At 69.3% G+C, this 20,087-nt stretch carries 23 protein-coding genes and 1 tRNA gene; 11 read left to right on the forward strand and 13 right to left on the reverse strand.

Annotation, left to right across the window (positions count from 1 at the left end):
* Positions 1-11 precede the first annotated feature (11 nt).
* A tRNA-Pro gene (locus tag HYZ11_04105) sits at positions 12-88 on the reverse strand.
* A gap of 56 nt (positions 89-144) precedes the next feature.
* A complete protein-coding gene (locus HYZ11_04110; protein ID MBI3126770.1) occupies positions 145-1,728 on the reverse strand; it encodes an AAA family ATPase in 1,584 nt (527 codons plus the stop codon).
* Between the two features lie 246 nt (positions 1,729-1,974).
* Here HYZ11_04110 and lhgO point away from each other — a divergent pair, with 246 nt between their 5' ends.
* A complete protein-coding gene (gene lhgO, locus HYZ11_04115; protein ID MBI3126771.1) occupies positions 1,975-3,198 on the forward strand; it encodes an L-2-hydroxyglutarate oxidase in 1,224 nt (407 codons plus the stop codon).
* Between the two features lie 6 nt (positions 3,199-3,204).
* Here lhgO and HYZ11_04120 read toward each other — a convergent pair whose 3' ends face one another.
* On the reverse strand, positions 3,205-4,197 hold the full coding sequence (locus HYZ11_04120; protein ID MBI3126772.1) for a threonine/serine dehydratase: 993 nt from the start codon (positions 4,195-4,197) through the stop codon (positions 3,205-3,207).
* A gap of 166 nt (positions 4,198-4,363) precedes the next feature.
* Here HYZ11_04120 and HYZ11_04125 point away from each other — a divergent pair, with 166 nt between their 5' ends.
* Both HYZ11_04125 and HYZ11_04130 read left to right on the forward strand, forming a co-directional pair.
* A complete protein-coding gene (locus tag HYZ11_04125) occupies positions 4,364-4,558 on the forward strand; it encodes a hypothetical protein (GenBank protein MBI3126773.1) in 195 nt (64 codons plus the stop codon).
* Positions 4,559-4,602: 44 nt separating this feature from the next.
* A complete protein-coding gene (locus HYZ11_04130) occupies positions 4,603-4,842 on the forward strand; it encodes a hypothetical protein (protein MBI3126774.1) in 240 nt (79 codons plus the stop codon).
* Positions 4,843-5,014: 172 nt separating this feature from the next.
* On the opposite strand, the gene HYZ11_04135 is transcribed toward HYZ11_04130, so the two are convergent.
* The 4 genes from HYZ11_04135 to HYZ11_04150 all read right to left on the reverse strand — a co-directional run bounded on the left by HYZ11_04135 (position 5,015) and on the right by HYZ11_04150 (position 9,365).
* Positions 5,015-5,683 carry a hypothetical protein gene (locus tag HYZ11_04135; protein MBI3126775.1) on the reverse strand — a complete coding sequence of 223 codons (669 nt, stop codon included), beginning with the start codon at positions 5,681-5,683 and terminating at the stop codon, positions 5,015-5,017.
* Entirely contained in the window at positions 5,670-6,638 is a 969-nt protein-coding gene (locus HYZ11_04140; GenBank protein ID MBI3126776.1) for a DMT family transporter, read from the reverse strand. Before HYZ11_04140 ends, HYZ11_04135 begins: the two co-directional genes overlap by 14 nt.
* A gap of 55 nt (positions 6,639-6,693) precedes the next feature.
* Positions 6,694-8,235 (reverse strand): GAF domain-containing protein, encoded by a 1,542-nt coding sequence (locus tag HYZ11_04145; protein ID MBI3126777.1) that lies wholly within the window; start codon positions 8,233-8,235, stop codon positions 6,694-6,696.
* 116 nt (positions 8,236-8,351) lie between these two features.
* Entirely contained in the window at positions 8,352-9,365 is a 1,014-nt protein-coding gene (locus HYZ11_04150) for a dipeptide ABC transporter ATP-binding protein (protein MBI3126778.1), read from the reverse strand.
* A 369-nt stretch (positions 9,366-9,734) separates the two neighbouring features.
* On the opposite strand from HYZ11_04150, the gene HYZ11_04155 reads away from it, so the two are divergent.
* The 4 genes from HYZ11_04155 to arsS all read left to right on the forward strand — a co-directional run bounded on the left by HYZ11_04155 (position 9,735) and on the right by arsS (position 12,132).
* Entirely contained in the window at positions 9,735-10,202 is a 468-nt protein-coding gene (locus HYZ11_04155; protein ID MBI3126779.1) for a hypothetical protein, read from the forward strand.
* Between the two features lie 134 nt (positions 10,203-10,336).
* Positions 10,337-10,702, forward strand: a complete 366-nt coding sequence (locus HYZ11_04160) for a hypothetical protein (GenBank protein ID MBI3126780.1) — start codon at positions 10,337-10,339, stop codon at positions 10,700-10,702.
* A 96-nt stretch (positions 10,703-10,798) separates the two neighbouring features.
* The gene (locus tag HYZ11_04165) at positions 10,799-11,038 is read left to right on the forward strand and encodes a hypothetical protein (protein ID MBI3126781.1); all 240 of its coding nucleotides are present in this window, start codon (positions 10,799-10,801) and stop codon (positions 11,036-11,038) included.
* A 110-nt stretch (positions 11,039-11,148) separates the two neighbouring features.
* Positions 11,149-12,132: an arsenosugar biosynthesis radical SAM protein ArsS gene (gene arsS, locus HYZ11_04170; protein MBI3126782.1), complete on the forward strand. Its 984-nt coding sequence runs from the start codon at positions 11,149-11,151 to the stop codon at positions 12,130-12,132.
* 105 nt (positions 12,133-12,237) lie between these two features.
* On the opposite strand, the gene HYZ11_04175 is transcribed toward arsS, so the two are convergent.
* Together HYZ11_04175 and HYZ11_04180 are read right to left on the reverse strand one after the other, a co-directional pair.
* Positions 12,238-12,957: a DUF2459 domain-containing protein gene (locus HYZ11_04175; protein MBI3126783.1), complete on the reverse strand. Its 720-nt coding sequence runs from the start codon at positions 12,955-12,957 to the stop codon at positions 12,238-12,240.
* 105 nt (positions 12,958-13,062) lie between these two features.
* Positions 13,063-13,452 carry a cupin domain-containing protein gene (locus tag HYZ11_04180; protein ID MBI3126784.1) on the reverse strand — a complete coding sequence of 130 codons (390 nt, stop codon included), beginning with the start codon at positions 13,450-13,452 and terminating at the stop codon, positions 13,063-13,065.
* A gap of 186 nt (positions 13,453-13,638) precedes the next feature.
* Between HYZ11_04180 and HYZ11_04185 the strand changes: the two genes are divergently transcribed.
* Genes HYZ11_04185 through HYZ11_04195 form a run of 3 tightly spaced genes read left to right on the forward strand, consistent with a single transcriptional unit; the run spans position 13,639 to position 16,604 of the window.
* Entirely contained in the window at positions 13,639-14,598 is a 960-nt protein-coding gene (locus tag HYZ11_04185; protein ID MBI3126785.1) for a tripartite tricarboxylate transporter substrate binding protein, read from the forward strand.
* An 18-nt stretch (positions 14,599-14,616) separates the two neighbouring features.
* Complete coding sequence (locus tag HYZ11_04190) at positions 14,617-15,075, forward strand: tripartite tricarboxylate transporter TctB family protein (GenBank protein ID MBI3126786.1); 459 nt, start codon at positions 14,617-14,619, stop codon at positions 15,073-15,075.
* Positions 15,076-15,077: 2 nt separating this feature from the next.
* Positions 15,078-16,604, forward strand: coding sequence for a tripartite tricarboxylate transporter permease (locus HYZ11_04195; protein MBI3126787.1), 1,527 nt, complete (start codon positions 15,078-15,080; stop codon positions 16,602-16,604).
* Between the two features lie 21 nt (positions 16,605-16,625).
* Here HYZ11_04195 and HYZ11_04200 read toward each other — a convergent pair whose 3' ends face one another.
* Positions 16,626-16,838 (reverse strand): hypothetical protein, encoded by a 213-nt coding sequence (locus HYZ11_04200; protein MBI3126788.1) that lies wholly within the window; start codon positions 16,836-16,838, stop codon positions 16,626-16,628.
* 153 nt (positions 16,839-16,991) lie between these two features.
* On the opposite strand from HYZ11_04200, the gene HYZ11_04205 reads away from it, so the two are divergent.
* On the forward strand, positions 16,992-17,591 hold the full coding sequence (locus HYZ11_04205) for a glycerol-3-phosphate acyltransferase (GenBank protein MBI3126789.1): 600 nt from the start codon (positions 16,992-16,994) through the stop codon (positions 17,589-17,591).
* A gap of 88 nt (positions 17,592-17,679) precedes the next feature.
* On the opposite strand, the gene HYZ11_04210 is transcribed toward HYZ11_04205, so the two are convergent.
* From HYZ11_04210 to HYZ11_04220, 3 genes are all read right to left on the reverse strand, one after another.
* Positions 17,680-18,423 carry a hypothetical protein gene (locus HYZ11_04210; protein ID MBI3126790.1) on the reverse strand — a complete coding sequence of 248 codons (744 nt, stop codon included), beginning with the start codon at positions 18,421-18,423 and terminating at the stop codon, positions 17,680-17,682.
* Between the two features lie 59 nt (positions 18,424-18,482).
* Complete coding sequence (locus tag HYZ11_04215; GenBank protein ID MBI3126791.1) at positions 18,483-18,866, reverse strand: cupin domain-containing protein; 384 nt, start codon at positions 18,864-18,866, stop codon at positions 18,483-18,485.
* Positions 18,867-18,946: 80 nt separating this feature from the next.
* The gene (locus HYZ11_04220; protein ID MBI3126792.1) at positions 18,947-19,993 is read right to left on the reverse strand and encodes a hypothetical protein; all 1,047 of its coding nucleotides are present in this window, start codon (positions 19,991-19,993) and stop codon (positions 18,947-18,949) included.
* Positions 19,994-20,087 lie beyond the last annotated feature (94 nt).

Genomic DNA, 20,087 nt, shown 5'->3' on the forward strand with positions numbered 1-20,087 from the left:
CCTTGTTTTCCTGGTCGGGGCGGGCGGATTTGAACCGCCGACATCCTGCTCCCAAAGCAGGTGCGCTACCGGGCTGCGCCACGCCCCGCCGGGGAAAGAGTAGCATATCCGGGCATCCGCCGGCCTCAGGTGCCGCGGTAGATCCTAGGGGAAATAGGTTGCCCGCAGGGCGGCCCGGAGCGAGGCCTCGGGCGGCCCCGAGGTGTCCACGAAGACCCTTTCCTCCTCCCAGGGCTCGAACGCCGCCTCCTGGGCCGCCATGATCTCGATCCGCCCGTCCGAGGCGCTCCCGCCCCTGGCCTCCCGCCGGGCGAGGCGGCCCCGGCGCTCCTCCCATGGGCATTCGCAGGCGATCCAGTGGAGGCGGGCCCCCGCCTCCTCCGCCAGGCGGGCGAAGGAGGCCCGGCCGGCCCGCCGCGCGAAGCTCGCGTCCACGACGGCCCCCCGGCCTCCCTCCAGATCGCGCCGTGCCCGGGCGAGGAGCTCGGCGTACACCCGGCCGCTCATCCCCTCGGCGTAGAGGCCCCGGCCCCAGGCCTCCCGGGCCGGCGCCGTGGGGGCCAGCCCCGCCAGCTCCTTGCGCACCGGGTCGGAGTGATGGGCCGCCATCCCCGACGCCCGGGCCAGACCCCGGGCGAGGGCGGACTTGCCCGTCGCCATGAGCCCCCCCACCAGGACGAGGCGCGGGCGGCGCTCCCGCGCGGCCGCCTCCCCGGCCAGCCGGAAGAGCGCCCGGGAGCGCTCCCCCGCCCCCTCCCGCTCGGCGGGCGGGGCATCCTCGGAGGCCGCCAGGAGCCCCTCCACCTTCGCCCGGACGAGGGCCCGGTGGAGGAAGTAGAGGGGGAGCAGCGGCAGCCCGGCGTCGTCTCCGGTCCGGTCCAGGTAGGCGCGCAGGAAGGCCCGGGCCTCGGCCCGCCGCCCCGCCAGGCGGAGCTCCATCACCAGGGCCGCCGCCTCGTGGATGACGTCCATGCACCGGAAGTCGTCCCGGAAGTCCAGGCAGTCGAAGACGACCACCTTCCCGTCCTTGAAGACCACGTGCTCCATCCGGAGGTCCCCGTGCACGTCCCGCACGAAGCCCTCCCCGGCGCGGCGCCCGAGGACCTCGTCGAGCTCGCCCAGGAGCCGCTCCAGGGAGGCCCGGCAGTCCGCGGTGACCTTCTCCCCCGGCCGCTGGGAGGGGGGGAGCGAGGCGCACTCGCCGAGGTTCCCGAGGAGGAGATTTTTCACCGCCTCCGGGGCACCGTGGCGGGCGATCTCCCCTCCCCGCTCGGCCCGGAGGTGGAAGCCGGCCACCGCCTCCGCCGCGCGCTCCAGGAGGGGCTCACCCGGCTCCCCGCGCTCGAGGCGGGCGGGCAGGAAGCCCTCCGGCGGAAGCTCGGCCATCCGGAGGAGGAACTCGGCCGCCCCCGCCTCCTCCCCGGCCCGGCCCACCCGCAGGCGGCCCCCCTCCTCCAGGACGGGGAGGACGTCGAGGTACACGTCGGGGGCCAGGCGGCGGTTGAGCCTCAGCTCCCGCGCCAGGGCCTCCCGCCTTTTTTCGAGGGTGGAGAAGTCGAAGAAGGGGTACTTCACGGGCCGCTTCATCTTGAAGGCCCATTGGCCCGTGAGGAAGACGAAGCTCCCGTGCGTCCGGCGGACCCGGACCGAGGCGGGCCTGGGATCGTAGGCCGCCGGGTCGCTCAGCCCCCGGACCACGTCCTCCGTCTTGCGCGCCGCGTCCGGCATGGAACGTCCTCCGAAGAGGCGGGAGAGCATCCCCTGAATTAAATGTAATGATTCGGCGCGACGGCGGCCAGCGGCACCACGAGATACCCGGCCATCCGTCGGGGCGGCCCCCCGTGGCCGCCCACTCCATAGGCAGGGGCAGGCACGGGGCCTGCCCCTGCCAAACCGCTGCGCCGCGATCCTCCGCCCCTTGCCTCTCCCCCGCCCGCCCCGCCATGATGGCGCTTTCCGCTTCCGGAGGGGCCGATGGCGCCGAGCCGCTGGGACGCCGTGATCGTCGGGGGAGGCATCCTGGGCCTCTCGAGCGCCATGGCGCTCTCCAAGCGCAACCCCGATCTGCGGCTCCTCGTCCTGGAGAAGGAGGCGGAGCCCGGCCGGCACCAGTCCGGCCGCAACAGCGGGGTCATCCACGCCGGGCTCTACTACCGCCCCGGCTCCCTCAAGGCGCGGATGTGCGTCGAGGGCGCCCGGGCGATGGTGGAGTTCGCCATCGAGCACGGAATCCCCCACGAGCTCTGCGGCAAGCTGGTCGTCGCCACCTCGGAGGCCGAGCTGCCCCGCCTGGAGGAGCTCCACCGCCGGGGGACGGCGAACGGGGCCCAGGGCCTGGAGCTGGTGGGTCCCGAGCGGCTTCGGGAGATCGAGCCTCACGCGGCGGGCATTCGCGCACTCTGGTCGCCGGGGACGGGGATCATCGACTACCCGGCCGTGGTGCGGGCCTACGCCCGCATCGTGAAGAGCCGGGGGAACGAGATCCGCACCGGGGCCGAGGTGAGGGGCATCCGCCGCCTGGGGGGGGAGACGGTGGTCGAGACCACCGACGGGGAGTTCGCGTGCGGCTTCCTCGTGAACTGCGCCGGGCTCCACGCCGACCGGGTGGCGAGGCTGGCGGGCGGGCAGGTGGGACTCCAGATCGTGCCCTTCCGGGGGGAGTACTACGAGATCGTCCCGGAGCGCCGCTCCCTGGTGCGGGGTCTCATCTACCCGGTGCCGGACCCGGCCTTCCCCTTCCTGGGGGTGCACTTCACCCGCCGGGTGGGCGGGGCGGTCGAGGCCGGGCCCAACGCCGTGCTCGCCTTCATGCGCGAGGGCTACACCAAGATGAAGATCGATCCGAGGGACCTCTTCGAGACCCTCTCCTACCCCGGCTTCCGGAGGCTGGCGCGCAAGTGGTGGCGGGTGGGGGCGCGGGAGATGGCCCGCTCGTTCAGCAAGGCTGTCTTCACTCGGGACCTTCAGAAGCTCGTGCCGGAGATCGAGGAGCGCGACTTGGCGCCCGGCGGGGCCGGGGTGCGCGCCCAGGCGGTGGACCGGGAGGGGAACCTCCTCGACGACTTCGCCATCGTCCGCACCGAGGGGGCCATCCACGTCTGCAACGCCCCCTCGCCGGGGGCGACGGCCTCCCTCCTCATCGGGCGCGCCATCGCCGAGATGGCCGGGGAGGCCTGCCCGGCGCTGGCGCCGCGCTGAGGTGCCTCAGCCCCCCACCGCCGCGGCGGCGGGCACCCCGCCCGCGACGAGCGTCCGGACCAGCTCCGGGGTAAGATTCCCCCCGCTGACCACGGCCACAATCTTGCCCTTCGCCTTCACCTGCCCCGCCAGGCACGCCGCCACCGGGACGGCCCCCGCCCCCTCGGCCAGCACCTTCCCCCGGAAGAGGAGCTGGCGGAAGGCCTCGGCGATCTCCTCCTCCGTGACGAGCACCACCTCGTCCACCCGGGCCTGGATGTGGGCGAAGGGGAACTCGCTCGGCCGGGTGGCCGAGAGGCCGTCGGCCATGCTGTCCCAGTGATCCATGGTGAGGAGCTTCCCGGCCTGGAGGGAGTGGTAGATGGCCGCCGCCCCGACGGGCTGCGCCCCCACCACCCGAATCTTCGGGTTCCGGAGCTTGGCGGCGCTGGCCACCCCCGCGATGAGCCCGCCCGAGCTGCAAGGGCACACGATGGTGTCCACGCCGGGCATGTCGTCGAGGATCTCCATCCCGGCGCTCGCGTGCCCGATGGGGGTGCGGCGGTCCTCCGATGCGTCGATGGCGATCATGCCGCGCTCCTCGGCCACCCGCCGCATCATGGGCTTGCGGGCCATGGGGTCGTTCTCGGAGAAGACGACCTCCCCCCCCACGCGCCGCACGGCCTCCACCTTGAAGGGGCTCGCCTTCTTCATCATCACCACCGCGACCTTCACCCCGTGCTCCCGGCCCGCCAGGGCGAAGGCCTGGCCGAAGTTGCCCGAGGAGCACATGACCACCCCCCGCGCGCGCTCCTCGGGCGCGAGGGAGCGCACGATGTGGAAGGCCCCCCTCGGCTTGTAGGCCCCGGTGATCTGCTGGTTCTCCTGCTTGAGGAAGAGGGTCTCCCGCCCCGCCTCCTCCGGCCGCAGGGCGAAGGGCGTGAGGGGGGTCCAGCGCACCAGGGGGGATATCCGCGCCCGGGCGTCCTCAATTTCCTGCAGGGTGATGAGCTCGGCCATGGGGCACCTCCGGGGGGGGGAGATGTATCCGACACGATTGGATTCAGCGAGCATGACACATTTGCAGGGGCGAGGCATGCCCCGCGCTAAATCATCCGATCCGCTAAGCGTCCCCTCGCCCCGGGCGTGGTAGAATTCCGCTCCCACCCCAGGGGAGGAGACGCTGATGCTTCCCGATCCTGCCTTGATGGACGGCTTCACCCGCCTCGAATGGCTCAATCAATGCGGCTCGGCCATCGCGGATCTCGGCTTCTGGCGAAGGATCAGTTTCCTCGGCGACGGGGACGCGGCCATCCTCGTCTTCGCGGGCATAGCCATCGGCGTCATCGCCTGCGTCACCAAGGACCACTTTGTGGGCTGACCCAAGCTCATTTCGCCACCCCCACCCCACAGGAGGCGATGCCGATGCAAAAAGGTGATGGCCTGGCCGTCATACTCGTTGCTTGTGGGTTATGGGCCATCTTAGTCATTCTGCTATCAACGAAAATGATCGGTGTTCTGGCCATGCTTTTTGCTCTGTCCTTGGGTGGAGCTTTTTTCTTCAATTGGCTGGGAGATTTACGCGGGCGCTCCGCAGTAATCGGATGGGGCGCCGTAACAATCATTCTCATCGCTTCCGTCCTCATTCGGCTGTTTGAACCTTGAGGCACCTGTAGGGGCGAGGCATACCTCGCGACTACAAATCGCCGGCGCAGGTCGGCTTGATCATTCTTGCTGTCATTCTAAGGGAGCGAAGCGATCGAAGAATCTCGGTTTTGAACCGATATCCTTCGCTGCGCTCAGGATGACACCTACCGCAGAGTCCGTCCCCTTTCCCTCACACTTTGGGCCTGTACCGGCTGTCCGGGGGGTCGGGCTTGGTCCAGGGGGCGAGGAGCCTGCCGCCCCGGTAGGCCGCGCGCCAGGGGCCTTTCTCGGTGAGGACGACCACGGGCTTCTTCCGCCGGCTCATCAGCCGCCGGTAGTTGCGGCTCTGGTCCATGTAGAGGTCCTTCTCGCCCGGGAGCTTCTCGATCAGGCGCTCGAAGAAGCGGAGGAAGGAGCGGATGAAGTCCCGGGTCACGACGCGGTGGCGGTCCACGAGGTAGCACTTGTCCTCGATCACGCGGTTGTACATGAGCCCCAGGAGGTTCCCCTCCGCGTCGAAGTAGGGCTCGTAGGGGAAGGTGCGGCAGGAGACGGAGCGGTTGTGGCGCTCGCAGTGGGCGGCGCCCCGGCACTCGATGAAGATGCTCTCCTTCCCGTCCACCTCATCCACCATCTTGAGCTCGGAGGGGGTGCGGGGGCGGAACTCGTGCCAGAGGCGGGTGTTCCGGCCCTGGAGGAAGGTCCACTCCTCCCGGTAGGCGATGGGGACGAGCCAGCCCGTGTCGCAGCAGAAGGGGACGCCCCCGTTGAAGGGGGAGCACTTCTTGCCGCAGTCGAAGCGCGCGGGCGGACTCTCGAGGTCCTTGTAGAGAGCGGCGAAGTCGTCAGGCTTGAGCACGCGTTTCCTCCGAAAGCCCCAGGGCGGCCTCGGGCGTGGGTCCGGCCGGCGCCCCCCGGCCCCCGCGCCGGGAGGGCCAGCGCCCGCCCGCCGCCGAGAGGAAGAGCCCGGCCAGGATGGCCCCCGCCCCCAGCAGGGAGACGCCCGAAGGCCACTCCCCCAGGAGCGCCAGGCCGAAGGCCAGGGCGAAGACGGGTTCCGAGAGCAGCCAGAGCGCTCCCCGGGCGGGCTCCAGGCGGGCCTGGGCCCAGGTCTGCAGGAAAAAGGCCAGGGTGGTCGCGAGCGCCCCCGTCACCCCCAGGGCCAGGATCACGGCGCCGCTCCAGCGCACCGGACCGCCCCACAGGATGGCCGCGGCCCCCGCCAGGGCGCCCGCCGCCAGGAGCTGGATGGCGAAGAGGTGGAAGGTGGCCATCCGCCTCCCGAAGGCGCCCAGGCAGAGGATGTGCCCGGCGAACAGCACGGCGCAGGCGAGGGTCAAGGCGTCGCCCCGGCCCGTGGCGGAGAGGTCCGCCCCCGAGAGCAGGAAGAGCCCGGCCACCGCCACCCCCGCCCCGGCGAGGTCGCTCCGACCGGGCCGGGGCCCCCAGGCCCACATGAGGAGGGGCACCAGGATCACGCACAGGCCGGTGATGAAGGCGGAGTTGGCGGCGCTCGTGAAGCGGAGCCCCTCCGTCTGAAAGAAGAAGCCCCCGTAGAGGAAGAACCCGGCCGCGGCCCCCATGCCCCACTCCCCGCAGCGGGCGCGCCGGATGACGCGCGCCAGGGCGAAGGGGGCGGCAAGGGCCATCGCCAGGACCGCCGCCGCGAAGCGCCAGCCGAGGAAGCCGAGCGCCTCGGCCTCCCCGAGGGCGGCCTTCACCAGGGCGAAGGTCGAGCCCCAGACCAGCGACGCCAGGAGCAGCGCCGCGACGGGCCACGCCGCCCCGGCGGGATGTTTCGCCAAAACCCTCACGATCGGATTCCTCGCCGCCGGAGCCGGGACGAAGCGCATCCCGCCCCGGCCGGTCTCAATGCACCTCGGCGCCCCGCGGCGGCGGCTCGGCGAGGGAGAGCGCCCTCGCCACCGCCGACGCGCACTGGAGGGCGGCCAGGGAGCAGAACTCCACCTCCCGGCCCTCCAGCTCGCGCGGCTCATTGAAGAAGAAGGAGAGAAGGCCAAAGACCCGATCCTGGATGCGGATGGGGAAGACGGCGGCGGCCTTGGACCCTTCGGAGCGGAAAGCCTCGGGCGCGTCCTGCCAGCCATCGAGGGAGGTCACCTCGACGATGTCCCGCTCCCGGATGGCGATCCATTCGGGCAGGTCGGCGACCCCCATCCCCACCGCCGCGCGGTAGCCTTCCCCGAGCTGGGAGCTCGCCACCTCGAGGACCTGGTTCAGCGAATCGTCGTAGAGGGCGGCGTAGTGGCGGTCGGCGCGGATGAAGCGGGCCGTTTCCTGCGCGGCCAGGGCAATGACGTCGCGGAAGTGATCCCCGCGCGCCACGGCCTCGCTCACCCGGTTCAGGCCGAACAGCGCGGACGGGGCGATGCCCTCGGGCCCCGCGGCCGGCCGCCCCGCAGGGAAGGCCTCCTCCCCCCCGGCGAGAGGCTCGGGGGCGGGCGCCCGGCGGCCCTGGGCGAAGCCGAATATCCCGACCAGCAGGATCCAGCCGGCCGCCAGGGTGCCGATGAGCAGCCGCTCCGTGGACGATTGCCCCGCCCCGGCCTCGCGCCGGTCCGCCACGCGGACGAGGAGGAAGTCCCGCGCGCCGGCCGTGAAGCGCGACTGGACCATCCACCGGTCCCCCTCGTTCACGGTGTTGAAGGCGGCGGGCTCGCAGCAGGCGACGATGTCGAGGGCGCTAGCCAGCCCCCGGTCGAAGGGGCGGCCCACCTCCTGGTGGAGGAACCTGGGACCCTGCCGGGCGTAGATCACGGACTGCTCGTCCCCCGCCAGGAGGAACACCGCGTCGCGCGCCCCCGCCTCGGCGGGCTCGACCGGCAGCAGGGACTCCGAGGCCAGAATCACGCCCCAGAAGCCCTTGGTGGAGGGAGAGGGCCCCACGAAGTAGATCACGGGGACCCCGCTCAGGGCGCCCGCCTCCAGGTAGTGGCGGCCGTCGGGCGGCTTCTTCAGCGCGTCGGCCTTCTGCAGGGCCTCGGCGCCCCGGATCCAGGCGGCCTTCTCCGCCTCCCCGGGGGGAGGCACGCTCCCCTTCCGGCGCGAGGCGATGATGGCGCCGCGCTCGTCCAGCACCACGGCGGCCAGGTAGCCCTCCTCGGAGTCCTCCCGGAGGGCGAAGGCCAGGGCCCGGGCGGCCGTGCGGGCGCTGGGCGGGGTGGCCGCGATGAGGAGTTCCGCCCCCTCGACGCGCACCCGGACGGCGCCCAGGCGCGAGAGAATCCGGTCCTGGAAGATCTGGACGAGGCGGCGGTCGCGCTCGAGGAGGCGCGCCCGCTGGGCCTCGCCGACGGTCTGGCGCACGAAGAAATACAAGGCCACGGCGGCGAGGGCCGTGACCAGCGAGAAAGCGATCAGGGGCAGGCGGGAGACTTTTCGATCATCCATGATTCACGGCCGAACGCCCGACGGGCGGGATAGGGACCCCCATGAGGGCACTCTAACCCCGCCGGATTGGATGGAGCAACACGGCCGGCGGACGGCCCCGGCGGATCGGGCTCCGCTCACCCCACGGAGAGCGGGGATGATTTGGTTTCGATCCCGTAGAGCTTCTCGGAGAAGTGGCAGGCCGCCTGGTGGCCCGAGAGGATCTCCCGCAAAGGAGGCTCTTCCTTGACGCAGAGGTCCTCCTTGTAGGGGCACCGGGTGTGGAAGCGACAGCCCGAGGGAGGATTCACCGGGCTCGGCACGTCCCCCCGCAGGAGGATGCGCTTCTTCTTGACCTTGGGGTCCGGCACCGGGGCGGCCGAGAGAAGCGCCTCGGTATAGGGGTGCTTCGGCATCATGACCAGGTCGTCGGCGTCCGCCACCTCCACGATTTTGCCGAGGTACATGACGGCGATGCGGTCGCTCACGTGCTGGACCACGGCCAGGTCGTGGGCGACAAGGACATAGGCGATGCCGAACTCCTTCTGGAGGTCCTCGAGGAGGTTGAGCACCTGGGCCTGGATGGAGACGTCCAGGGCGCTCACCGGCTCATCGGCGATGATGAGGTCGGGGTTGAGGGCGAGGGCGCGCGCGATGCCGATGCGCTGGCGCTGGCCGCCGGAGAACTCGTGGGGGTAGCGCCGCATGTGCTCGGGCCGCAGGCCCACCCGGTGGAGAAGCTGGGCCACGCGCTCCTCGCGCGCCTTGCCCGAGGCGATGTGGTGAATGGCGAGGGGCTCGCCCACGATGCTCCCGACCGTCATCCGCGGGTTCAGCGAGGCGTAGGGATCCTGGAAGATGATCTGCATCTTCCGCCTGAGCTTGCGCATGGATTCCCGGTCGAGCTTCACCACGTCCTGGCCCTGGAACCAGACCTCTCCGGAGGTGGGCTCGATGAGCCGCAGGATGGCCCGGCCCGTCGTGGACTTGCCGCAGCCGCTCTCCCCCACGAGGCCCAGGGTTTCGCCCTTCGCCACGCTGAAGCTCACGCCGTCCACGGCGCGCACATAGGCCCTGACCTGGGAGAAGACGCCTCCCCGGACAGGGAAGTGCTTGACCAAATCCTTGACTTCCAGGAGCGCTTCAGCCATTTCGGGCACACCTTTAGAGAGAATAAGAATCGGCAAATGTGCGCAGAACCCTCGAGACTTCGTATGTACCAGACGGGGAGAGCCCGGGCAAGTCCCGAAAAACAAGGACTTTTAATTATTCGCCCGGGCTGGGCAAAATTTGCTCCTCTCCAAGCCCGTCGTTCGGGACCGGGAGAAGACGCGGGGCAAAAAAACCGCTGATTTCAGCCTCTTTTTCGGGAGCCGCGCCCCCCGGCATACTCCTTGCTGTAGAATGCGCCGGGTTGCGCGCGGGCCCGGGATTTTCCCCCTTTGAGGCGCCCCGCGGAACGGATATGATTTTCGCATCGCCCGGCGAGGGTCGTTCTCCCCGGGAGGGAGGCAGCGGACATGACGGACATCACGCCCATCCAGCCCTCCGGCGCCCCGGGAAGGCCCGATCCGGCGCACGGGACGCACCCGGCCGGCCAGCCGGACGGCTCCTTCGCCAAGTTCCTGGAGGAAGCCGCGCGGACCGGCGGGGCGGGCGCCCTTGGCGCTCCCGCCGCCGGGCAGGGCGTGCCCATCTCGCCCGCCCCCTACATCGGCCCCATCGAGTCCGGAGCCGGGACCCCGATCCGGGAGCTGGGCCGCCAGTTCCTCGCCCTGGCCGAGCAGTTCCAGGCCCGGCTCGCCGACCCCAAGTCCACCCTGCGGGACATCGCCCCGCTGGTGCGAGACCTGGAGGCCCACCGCGACCGGCTGGCCGGGGAGCTCCAAAGCCTTCCCGCGGAGGATCCGGGCCGGGGCCTCCTCGAGGAAATGGCCGCCCTCATCTCGTCCGAGTCGGTCAAGTTCCACCGGGGGGATTACATCTAGCCCTGTCCGGCAATCCAGCGAACGCAGGGAGCGGCGCACGAGCGCCGCTCTTTTTTTGGGGGGCGCCATTGATCCCCCCGCCCGCTTTTGCTAGCTTTGCCCCTCCAGACGGACCTCATTGGGAGAGAAGAGAAATGGCTGACGAGGAAAAGACCGAAGCGGCGGTGCCCGCCGAGGAAGGCCCGAAGCTGACCGCCCGCGAAATCGAGAAGATGAACGTTCCCAAGCTCAAGGAAGCGGCCCTCGCGTACAAGGGGCGCATCTCGGGCGTCCACGGGATGGACAAGGCCCAGCTCATGCGGGCCCTGAAGGAGATCAACGGCATTCCCCTTCAGGAGGCCAAGCGGGCCTCGAAGATCGATCGCACCGCCGTCAAGCAGAAGATCAAGAACCTCAAGAAGGCGCGCACCCAGCATGTTGAAGCCAAGGAGGGGGTCCAGCTCGGCCGGGTGCGCAAGCGGATCAAGGCCCTCAAGCGCAAGCTCGCCCGCTCAGCCTGAGAACCCCCAGGGCCGTTTGACCCCCGGGGGCGCCTCTCCGCATACTGCCCGCACCCGGAGAGCGCCGGCTTTCCGATCTTCGCTGAGGGTTCCGCCATGCGACGCCTTCTCTCGGCCACTGTCTTGAGCCTGTTCCTCGCCGCGCCGGCCTTCGCCGGGGAGTATCAGATATTTCCCGAGTACAGCTGCGACGACGCCCCGGATCTGCTCTCCACCGCACAAGACCTTCTGGCCGAGACGAAGAAACCAGAGGCCTCCGCTAAGGCCGAAGCCGCACCGAAGAAAAAAAAGATGCCCTCCGAAGAGAACCAAGCTCTCGCGCGCATTCACAAGTAGGGCGGGCCGTCTCACGGGCATTTTTCCGGAATATTTCCACTTGTGGGAACGTTCGACTGGGTAGTATGCGCTGAGTTTGCGCTAGAAGCGCGTCCCGCCATGAGGTTCGAATGAGTTCCCTTCTTCTCACCATCTCACGCGAGCGGAATGGCTTCGCCCGGCGCGTGAGCGAGGACATCGAGCGGCTCGATCGCCTCGCGCTGGCCACCCTCCAGGTGAACGTGGGCAAGCTCTGCAACCAGACCTGTGCCCACTGCCACGTGGGGGCGGGGCCCCACCGCCGCGAGATCATGACCCCGGAGACGGCCGGGCGCGTCCTCGCCTGGCTCGCGGAAACCTCCATCCCCACAATGGACATCACGGGAGGCGCCCCCGAGCTCTGCCCCAGCTTCCGGCACCTGGCGGCCTCGGCCCGGGCGATGGGCCGCCACGTCATGGTGCGCCACAACCTGACCGTGACGTTCGAGCCCGGGCAGGAAGACCTCCCGGAATTCTTCCGCGAGCAGGGCGTCGAGCTCGTCTGCTCCCTGCCCTGCTATCTCGAGGAGAACGTGGACGCCCAGCGGGGCGAGGGGGCCTTCGTGAAATCCATCGCGGCCCTCAAGCGACTGAACGCGGAGGGCTTCGGCCTCCCCGGAGGGCTCCCCCTCCACCTCGTCTACAACCCGGTGGGCGAGCACCTGCCACCCCCTCAGGACACCCTGGAGGCGGACTACCGCCGCGAGCTGGGCGCCCGCTACGGCGTCGCCTTCAACAGCCTCTTCACCCTCGCCAACATGCCCATCACCCGCTTCGCCAGCCACCTCAAGCGCTCGGGCAAGATGGCGAACTACATGGGGCTCCTGCGCGGCGCCTACAACCCCACGACCCTCCCCGGACTCATGTGCCGCCATCTCATCAGTGTGGGCTGGGAGGGCACCCTCTACGATTGCGACTTCAACCAGATGCTCGGCCTGGCGCTCGCGAACGGCCGGCCCCTCAAGCTCTGGGACCTCTCCCCCGAAGACCTCCTCGGCCGCGAGATACTGACCGGCGAGCACTGCTACGGCTGCACCGCCGGGGCCGGCTCCTCGTGCGGAGGGGCGCTGGTGTAGGGATTCCACCCCCTTCCCATTCTCCACGCCTCATCTCCCGGCGGAAGCCCTTCGCGACCCTTCGTACCGCAAAGCATTTGCCAGGCCCGGGCGCGCCCCGCGTCCTCAGGGAGAAGCGGCTTCCGCGCCGGCCGGCGCGGAAGCCGCCGGGGCCGCGGTTTCGAGCGCGCGCACCCTGTGCATCACCTGGTCGGCCACCACCACGCCCGAGGGCGAGAGGTCCGGGCGCGCCCCGCTCAGCATGCGGGCGGTCCAGGTGTTGCACGTGTTGAACAGATGGGACTTTCCGCGCGCGGCATAGAAAAAACTCCCCGGGTAGAGGCCGGGACTGTAGACCTTGGCCCGCTCAGCTCCGGCGCGGTCGAAGGAGGCGTCGATCCGCTCGATCAGGGCGGCGAGGGCCTTCGGCCCGAGCCGGATGGCGGCCACATCCGCGTCCGGGTAGGCCTCCTGCGGGGGCCGCGCCAGGCCAGCCACATGCAGCACCGAGGGTGTGGGCACCAGGAGGGCCGAGAGCGCGATGCCGGGGCCCGGCCGGGGCGCGGGGAAATACTTGCGGTCGCCCAGGCTGAACTCGAAGAAGGCCGCGTGGGGGAGGTCGGCCGCCTCGGGGATGAGCCCGGAGGCCTCGAGGTCGCCGCGCGCGAGGGTGATGCTCGTGTGCCAGCGGTTGCTGAGGACATAGACGACGTGGGCGGCGGCGCCCTCCTCAGCCGCGGGCGGGGCGGGGCGCGCACTATCGAGCGCCGCGCAGCCCGCGAGGCCGCCCAGGCAGGCGAGCACCAGCCCGCCCTTCATCCGCCGCGCCAAGGCCCGCCAGCTCATCCATTTCTCCCGCGGGCGGCCAGGAAAGCGGCACGGATACGATGAGACAGCAGGGCGGCATCGTCAATTTGCCGCCAAGCGCGGATTTTCGCCCGGAGGCCCGCCTTAGCTCCCCGCCTCCCATCTCTTCCGCGCCGCCTCGTCCTCCCAGCGGGCATGCTTGACGCTGAAACCGGGGACCACCTCCTTGCAGTTGATCACCTCGAGATCCTCCATTACCTCGAGGATGCCGTGCTTGACGTTGGGCGGGGCGACGTGGACGAGATCGCCCGGCCCCACCACGCGCTCCTCGCCCCCGATGGAGAAGCGGGCCCGGCCCCGGAGCACCACCTGCATCTGCTCGTTGGGGTGGGAGTGGAACTTGGCCTGGGTTCCCTTGGGATAGAGGAAGCGGCCCACCTCGATCTTCTTCCCGCAGACGTTGGGGCCGAAGGCGGAGGAGTATTCCGGAGTGATGAGATCGGGTTTCACGTCGTCCAAGTGGTGATAGGGCATCGGAGTCCTCTTTCTTCCCGTCCCGGGAATGATGTGGAAGCCTGGCGGCCTGTTGTTTTTTTCTTCACCCATTCCGGAGCCCCGCGCAACCCCCCGGGGAGCGGGCCGATTATTTCTCTTTCCCTTCTCCCGGGGCGTGGTAGAATCACGTCCACACCCGTATCCCATCGCATGGAGGTTTATTCCATGAAAAAGTTCGCCCTCGCTCTGCTCGCTTTCGCGGCGTTCGGCCTTTGGGCCTTCCCCGCGGCGGCCGCCTACCCGGAGCGCCCGATCAAACTCATCGTCCCCTGGCCGGCGGGCGGGGACACGGACGGCATCTTCCGGCCCTTCGGGCCCCAACTCCAGAAGTACCTGGGGCAGACGGTGGTCGTCGCCAACGTGGGCGGAGCCTCGGGCACCAAGGGGGCCCGCGAGGCGAAGGGCTCTCCCCCCGATGGCTACACCCTCTACGCCATCCACGACTACATTCACCTGACCTATTACACCGGGGTCGCGAACGTGAAGTTCAGCGATTTCGCTCCCATCTGCTCCCTTTCCTCTACGCCCGCCATTCTGACGGCGAGCCCCAAGACCCCCTGGAAGACCTGGCAGGAGTTCCTGGCCGACGCCAAGAAGCGGCCGGGGCAGATCAGCGCCGCCGTCACCCTGGGATCGACCAGCCACATCTTCCCCGCCCTCGTCGAGAAGGCGGCGGGCATCAAGCTCAAGTACGTCTCCTATGAAGGCCTGGCCCCCCGCATGAACGCCCTCCTGGGCGGCCACGTGGACCTGGGCGAATCCAACCTCACCCAGAAGGGCAAGGTCCAGGCCGGCCAGCTCAAGTTCCTCGCCATCGCCACCGAGAAGCGCCATCCCGAGATCCCCAACGTGCCCACGTTCAAGGACATGGGCCTCGACATCGTGTACGACGTGACGCGCGGGCTGGTGGTGCCCAAGGGCACCCCGGAGGCCATCCAGGCCAAGCTCGAGGACGCCTGCAAGAAGGCCGCGGCCGAGCCCAAGTTCGCCGATGACATGGCCAAGCAGGGGACGGAGGTGCGCTTCCGGGACCGGAAGGGCTACGCCGCTTACCTCAAGCGGACCGACGACCTCAGCCTGAGCAAGGTGAAGGAGCTGGGCCTTTTCAAAGCTCCCAAGAACTGATCGGCGGGGACTCTGGCTATGAGCCGCGACGGCGCCGCCGGGCTGGCCTTGCTGGGCGGCTCGCTGATCCTGCTGTGGGCGACGCTGCACCTGCCCCGCTCGCCCCTCGTGCCGATCGGGCCGGAGTTCTATCCCCGCATCCTGCTCAGCGTCACGGCGGGGCTGAGCGCCCTGCTCTTCGTCTCGGACCTCCTGCGCCGCCGCCCCCGGGCGGCGGCGCAGGAGGGGCATTACCGCAAGGTCATCCTCTCCTTCCTCATCTTCGGGGTCTATGTCTTCACCCTCTCCCCGCTCGGCTACCGGACGGCGACCTTCCTCTTCATGCTCGTCCTCCAGGCCGTACTCGACCCCCCGGAGGACTGGGGGAAACGGGCGCGCATCCTGGGGATAGCCCTGGGGACCACCGCGGTGACCTATTACACTTTTGAAATCTACTTGTTCGTCCTGCTGCCGCGCGGCTGGGTCACGGGGTTCTAGGCATGTTCTCCCAGCTCGGGACGAGCCTTGTAGAAGTCATGCAGTTCAAGTTCCTGATCCCGCTCGTCATCGGCACCTGGGCGGGACTGCTCGGGGGCGCCATCCCCGGCGTCACCATCACGATGACCATCATCCTCGTCCTGCCCTTCACCTTCGGGCTCGACCCGCTTCAGGGGCTGGCGGCGATGACGGGAGTCTATGTAGGAGGCTGCGCGGGAGGGCTCGTGACCGCCGTCCTGCTGGGAATCCCGGGGACGCCCGCGGCCATCGCCACCACCTTCGACGGCTTCCCGATGGCCCGCAAGGGGGAGCCCGGCCGCGCCGTCTGGCTGGGCTCGTGGGCCTCCTTCTTCGGGGGGCTGCTGGGGGGCATCTTCCTCGTCGGCCTGACCCTCCCCCTGGCCACCTTCGCCCTCCAGTTCGGCCCCTGGGAGTTCTTCTCGCTCTTCATCTTCGCCCTCTCCATGGTGGCCGGTCTGACGGAGCAATCCCTCCTCAAGGGGTTCATCGCCGGGGCCATCGGGCTCGTCATCACGGTCATCGGGACGGACCCCATCATGGCGGTGCCACGGCTGGAATTCGGGACCGACTTCCTCCAGGGCGGCTTCCAGTTCCTGCCCGTCCTGATCGGCGTCTTCGCCTTCGCGCAAATCATGACCGACCTGGAGAAACTCCCCTCGGCCCGCCGCCGGGAAGCGCAAGCCGCCCCGGACCTGTCGGTCTCCCACCCGGCCGTCATCTGGGAGATTCTCCAGCGGCCCTTCCTTCTCCTCTGGTCCACCCTCGTGGGGATATTGATCGGCGTCCTTCCGGCCATCGGGAGCAGCGCCGCCAACGTCATGGCCTACGACCAGGCGAAGAAGATCTCGCGCCATCCGGAAAAGTTCGGCACCGGCATCCCCGAGGGCATCATCGCAAGCGAGGCCTCGAACAACGCGAACGTGGGAGGCTCCCTCGTCACCATCATGGCCTTCGGCATCCCCGGAGACGCGGTGACGGCCGTCATGCTCGGGGCCATGATCATCCACGGAATCCAGCCGGGCCCGCTGTTCATCAGCCAGCAGCCCCGCATCGCCTACGGGATCTTCGCCGCCTATATCCTGGCCCACCCGGTGATGATGCTCCTCCAGTGGGTGGGGGCGCGCTTCTATCTCCGGATCGTGACGGTGCCCAAGGACATCCTTTTCCCCGTGGTGCTGGTGCTGTGCACCGTGGGGGCGTTCGCCCTGAACAACACCGTGGACAACGTGTACGCCCTCCTCATCTTCGGCGTGCTGGGCTACCTGATGGTGAAGTTCGGCTTCCCGCTCGCCCCCCTCATCCTGGGCGTCATCCTCGGCGACGAGATCGAGAAGAACCTCATCCGCGCCCTGATGACGGACCCCAACCTCTGGCTCTTCCTGACGCGCCCGATATCCGGCGTCCTGCTCGCCCTCTCGGCCGGTTCCATCATCCTGGCGCTATGGCAGCACCATCGCTCCCAGGCACGGCTCGCCGGGGCGGAGCCCGAGGCCGAGGCGGATTTCTAAAGGCCTTCCCCCGCGCCCCGATCAACCGCCGCGTCTCCTGCTCCTTCCCGTGCCGGAGAGGCCGGTCGGATCCACCTTCTTGCCGCCCGCCTCCTTCTTCTTGCCCCGGGTGACGTTCGGTTCGATTTCCCCGCCATCTCCGGGAGAAGTTTCGTCACGGTAAACGCTGGCCTTGTCCTTTTCCTTCTTGAGCACCTCCACGGGATCCTTTTTTGCTTTTTTTCGTATCGCCATTACCGGACTCCTCGGGCGACGCCTCCCCACGCATCCAATATGGGAGGCCCCGAGGTTCAACGCCAAGAAGGGCCCGCCCCGCCCTCCCCGCATTGGCCCGGGCGCGCGGATATGCGATTCTCCCCGGCACGTCCACCGAAGGAGCGCGCCATCATGCAGGCCCTGCTCCAGGGCGCCCTCGCCTGCGCCCTGGCCTACCTCATCGGCTCGATCTCGCCCGCCTGGTTCGCCGGGCGCGCGCGGGGGCTCGACCTGCGCTTCGAGGGGGAGGAAACCCTCGACGGGGAAAACGCCTGGCGGGTGCTGGGCCGGGGGGCGGGGGCGCTCGTCTTCCTGGCGGACATGCTGAAGGGGCAGGCGGCGGTGGAGCTCGCCTATCGAATCGCGGAAACGCCCCTCGCGATAGCGCTGGCGGGGCTTGCGGTGACGGCGGGCCACGTCTGGCCCCTCTTCCACGGCGGGGCGGGGGGCCGCGGGCTCGCCCCCGCGGCGGGGGTGCTGCTCGCGGCCTCGCCCTGGACCCTGGCCATCTCGGCCACCCTCTTCGCCCTCCTCGCCTCCCTCACTGGGAGGCTCGCCCACGCGGAGCTCTTCGCGATCGCGCTGATGCCCGGGGCGGCCATCCTGGCCGGGCGGGGGGACCCCTCCCTCATGCTCCTGGCCATCGGCCTGGCGGGGATACTCATCTGGGCGCGCTGGAGGCTGGTGGAGGTGTTCTTGGGGGTGAGGAAAGAGGAGGAAGAAGAAAAATAGGCGCGGGTGGAAACCCGCCCCAGGAAAGATCGATGCATCCCGGCCGCAGGGGCGAGGCATGCCTCGCCCTCGCGAAATTATCTCCCCCCTACGGCTTCTCGACCGCCGGCCAGATGCGGGGCCCCACGAAGGGCGAGCAGGGGGCGTGGACGACGTATTGGTGAACGCGGTGGGTCCAGGAGCCGGCCTCGTGGCCCAGCTCCTCGTGGCCGACGAACTCCCGCTCCCGCGCCTCGGCCGAGACGTACTCGTAGAGGATGGAGTGCCGCCCCCAGCCCACGGTGGCGGCGAGCTTCCGGGCGCCGATGGAGCCCTTCATCCTCTCCATGAAGGGGAGGCGGTGCTGGGCATACCAGCCTCCTAGGTCGTGGCCGTCGCCGAGCGACTTGACGTTGAAGTTACCCATCTGGATGTAGGGGCCGGCGGTGAGGCCCGGTCCCCGCTTGGCCGCCGCGGGGCCCTCCACCCGGGCCTCCTCGGTGAAGACACAGGAGTAGGACCCGATCCTCCGGCCGAGCATCCCGCGCTCCTCGGCTGTCTGGCGCTCCCGGAGCTGGTCCCGGTTCGGGTCGAAAAAGGCGAAGCTGGTCTCGGCGCCGATGAGGACGAGGAAGTCCTTTCCCGCCCCCACGGCGGAGTCGTCGGACCGGGCCATGTCCTTGATCACCTTGTGGAAGCGCTCGCCCCCGCCCGTGTTCTCGAAGTGCGCCGCCCAGAGATAGCCCTTGTGCTCGAGTACGCGGGGGAGGTGGACTTCGTGGAGCCAGGCGAGGTACTCGCCCCGGCCCTTCTCCGGCAGATCGTACCAAGTGGCCCAGATGCCGCGGTCCACGATAGGCCCTCCAGCGCGCGGGGCGCCTCATTCGACGCCGGGGGCGTCGGGACGAACGCCTATTCGACGAAAGTGGTGCCGGCCTTGTCCTGGTGGGGGCAGTTGCCGTAGCTCGCGATGAGCTCGGCGTGATCGGTCTGGCTGGGATTCTCCTGGCCGTGCACTTCCCCGGCCGGAACATAGCAGAAATGCCCCGGCTGGACGAGGTGGCGCTCGGGCCGCTTGGGATCGCCGCAGTAAACGTAGATGGGGCCCTTCACCACGTAGAAGGTGGCGTCGCAGGCGTGGTAGTGGAGCTTGTTCTTGCCGCCCGGGGGGATGATGGTGCGCTGCATGGTCATCACCCTCGTCCCCGCCGTCTCCTCGTTCACTCCCCACATGATGGTGTAGGGGGACTCGTAGCGAAGGTCCTTCTCCAGCCCCAGCGAGTTGATGATCTTCATTGGCCATCCCCATTCAATGAAAACGAAAATGCCCCTCCCGCCCCGGGGGAGCGGGAGGGGCGCGGATGGCGCATTCTAGCCTATTTCAGCTCCAGCATCTCGTTCGAGGTGAGGCCCAGGTGGGGGCCGCCGCCGCCGGCCACGTTCGCTCCGCTGATGGCGAAGATCTTGTTGCCGACGGCCGCGCCCAGGAAGCCGTGGCGCGGAGTCAGCAGGGGGGTCTCCGTCCGCCAGCTGTTGGTCTTGGGATCGTAGGACTCGTGGGTCTTGTGCACCCCGATGAAGGTGCCCTTCCATTCCTCGCCGCCCATCACATGAATGCGGCCGTTCACCGCCACGCCCACGATGGAGCTGCGGGGGGTGATCATGGGCCGCTTCACCGACCAGGTGTCGGCGGCGGGATCGTACATCTCGTTCGCCCCCACCGGGACGGACCATCCGCTCACGAACGGCCCGCCGACGCGGCCGCCGATGGCGTAGAGCTTGCCGCCCACGGCGTTGAGGGCGAAGTGGTTGCGCGGGGTGATCATCGGGGCCTTCTTGGACCACTTGTTGGAGGCGATGTCATAGACCAGGAGATCGACCGGCTGCTCGAGAGGCTGGCCCGGCCGGATGCCGTTCTCCTTGGAGCCGTCGGGCAGGCGAACACCGCCGGTGCAGTAGATCTTGCCCTCCAGCGCCGCGCAGGCCGGGGAGCCCAGGGGCTTGGGCAGGCCGGCGAGTTTCTTCCAGCCGTCGGTCTTGGGGTCGTATTCCCAGGCGGAATTCACCGGGGTCCAGGCGGGCCGCCCCTGGGGAAGCAGAAAGCCGCCCATCAGGTATATCTTCCCGTTGGCCTCGGCGACGCCGACGTGGTGGATGAGCTGGGGCATGTGCTTCTTCTTTGCCCACTTATTCGATGCTGGGTCGTACTCGGCCACGATCCCGAGAGGCTTCCAGCCGGGGGCGATGCCGCCCATCAGGTAGACCTTGCCGCCCGACGCCGTGCCGTACACCTCCTCCTCGCCCTCGGGCGCGTCCGCCATTTTCTTCCAGGGCGACATCTGGGCCAAGGCCTTCCCGGGGGCCATCGAGATCCCGAGCGCCGCGATGAGAATGGTTGCCGCCGCGAGCCAAGCTCTGCGCATCGTACCCTCCTCCTCCTGGATGAATCCGGGGCGCGAGCGGACACGCCGGCCCCGGCCCTCCCCGCGAATGAATTCTCCGAGCAAGCTGTGTGGT

The sequence above is a fragment of the Candidatus Tectomicrobia bacterium genome, assembly GCA_016192135.1.
In the GTDB taxonomy this organism is placed as follows: domain Bacteria; phylum UBA8248; class UBA8248; order UBA8248; family UBA8248; genus 2-12-FULL-69-37.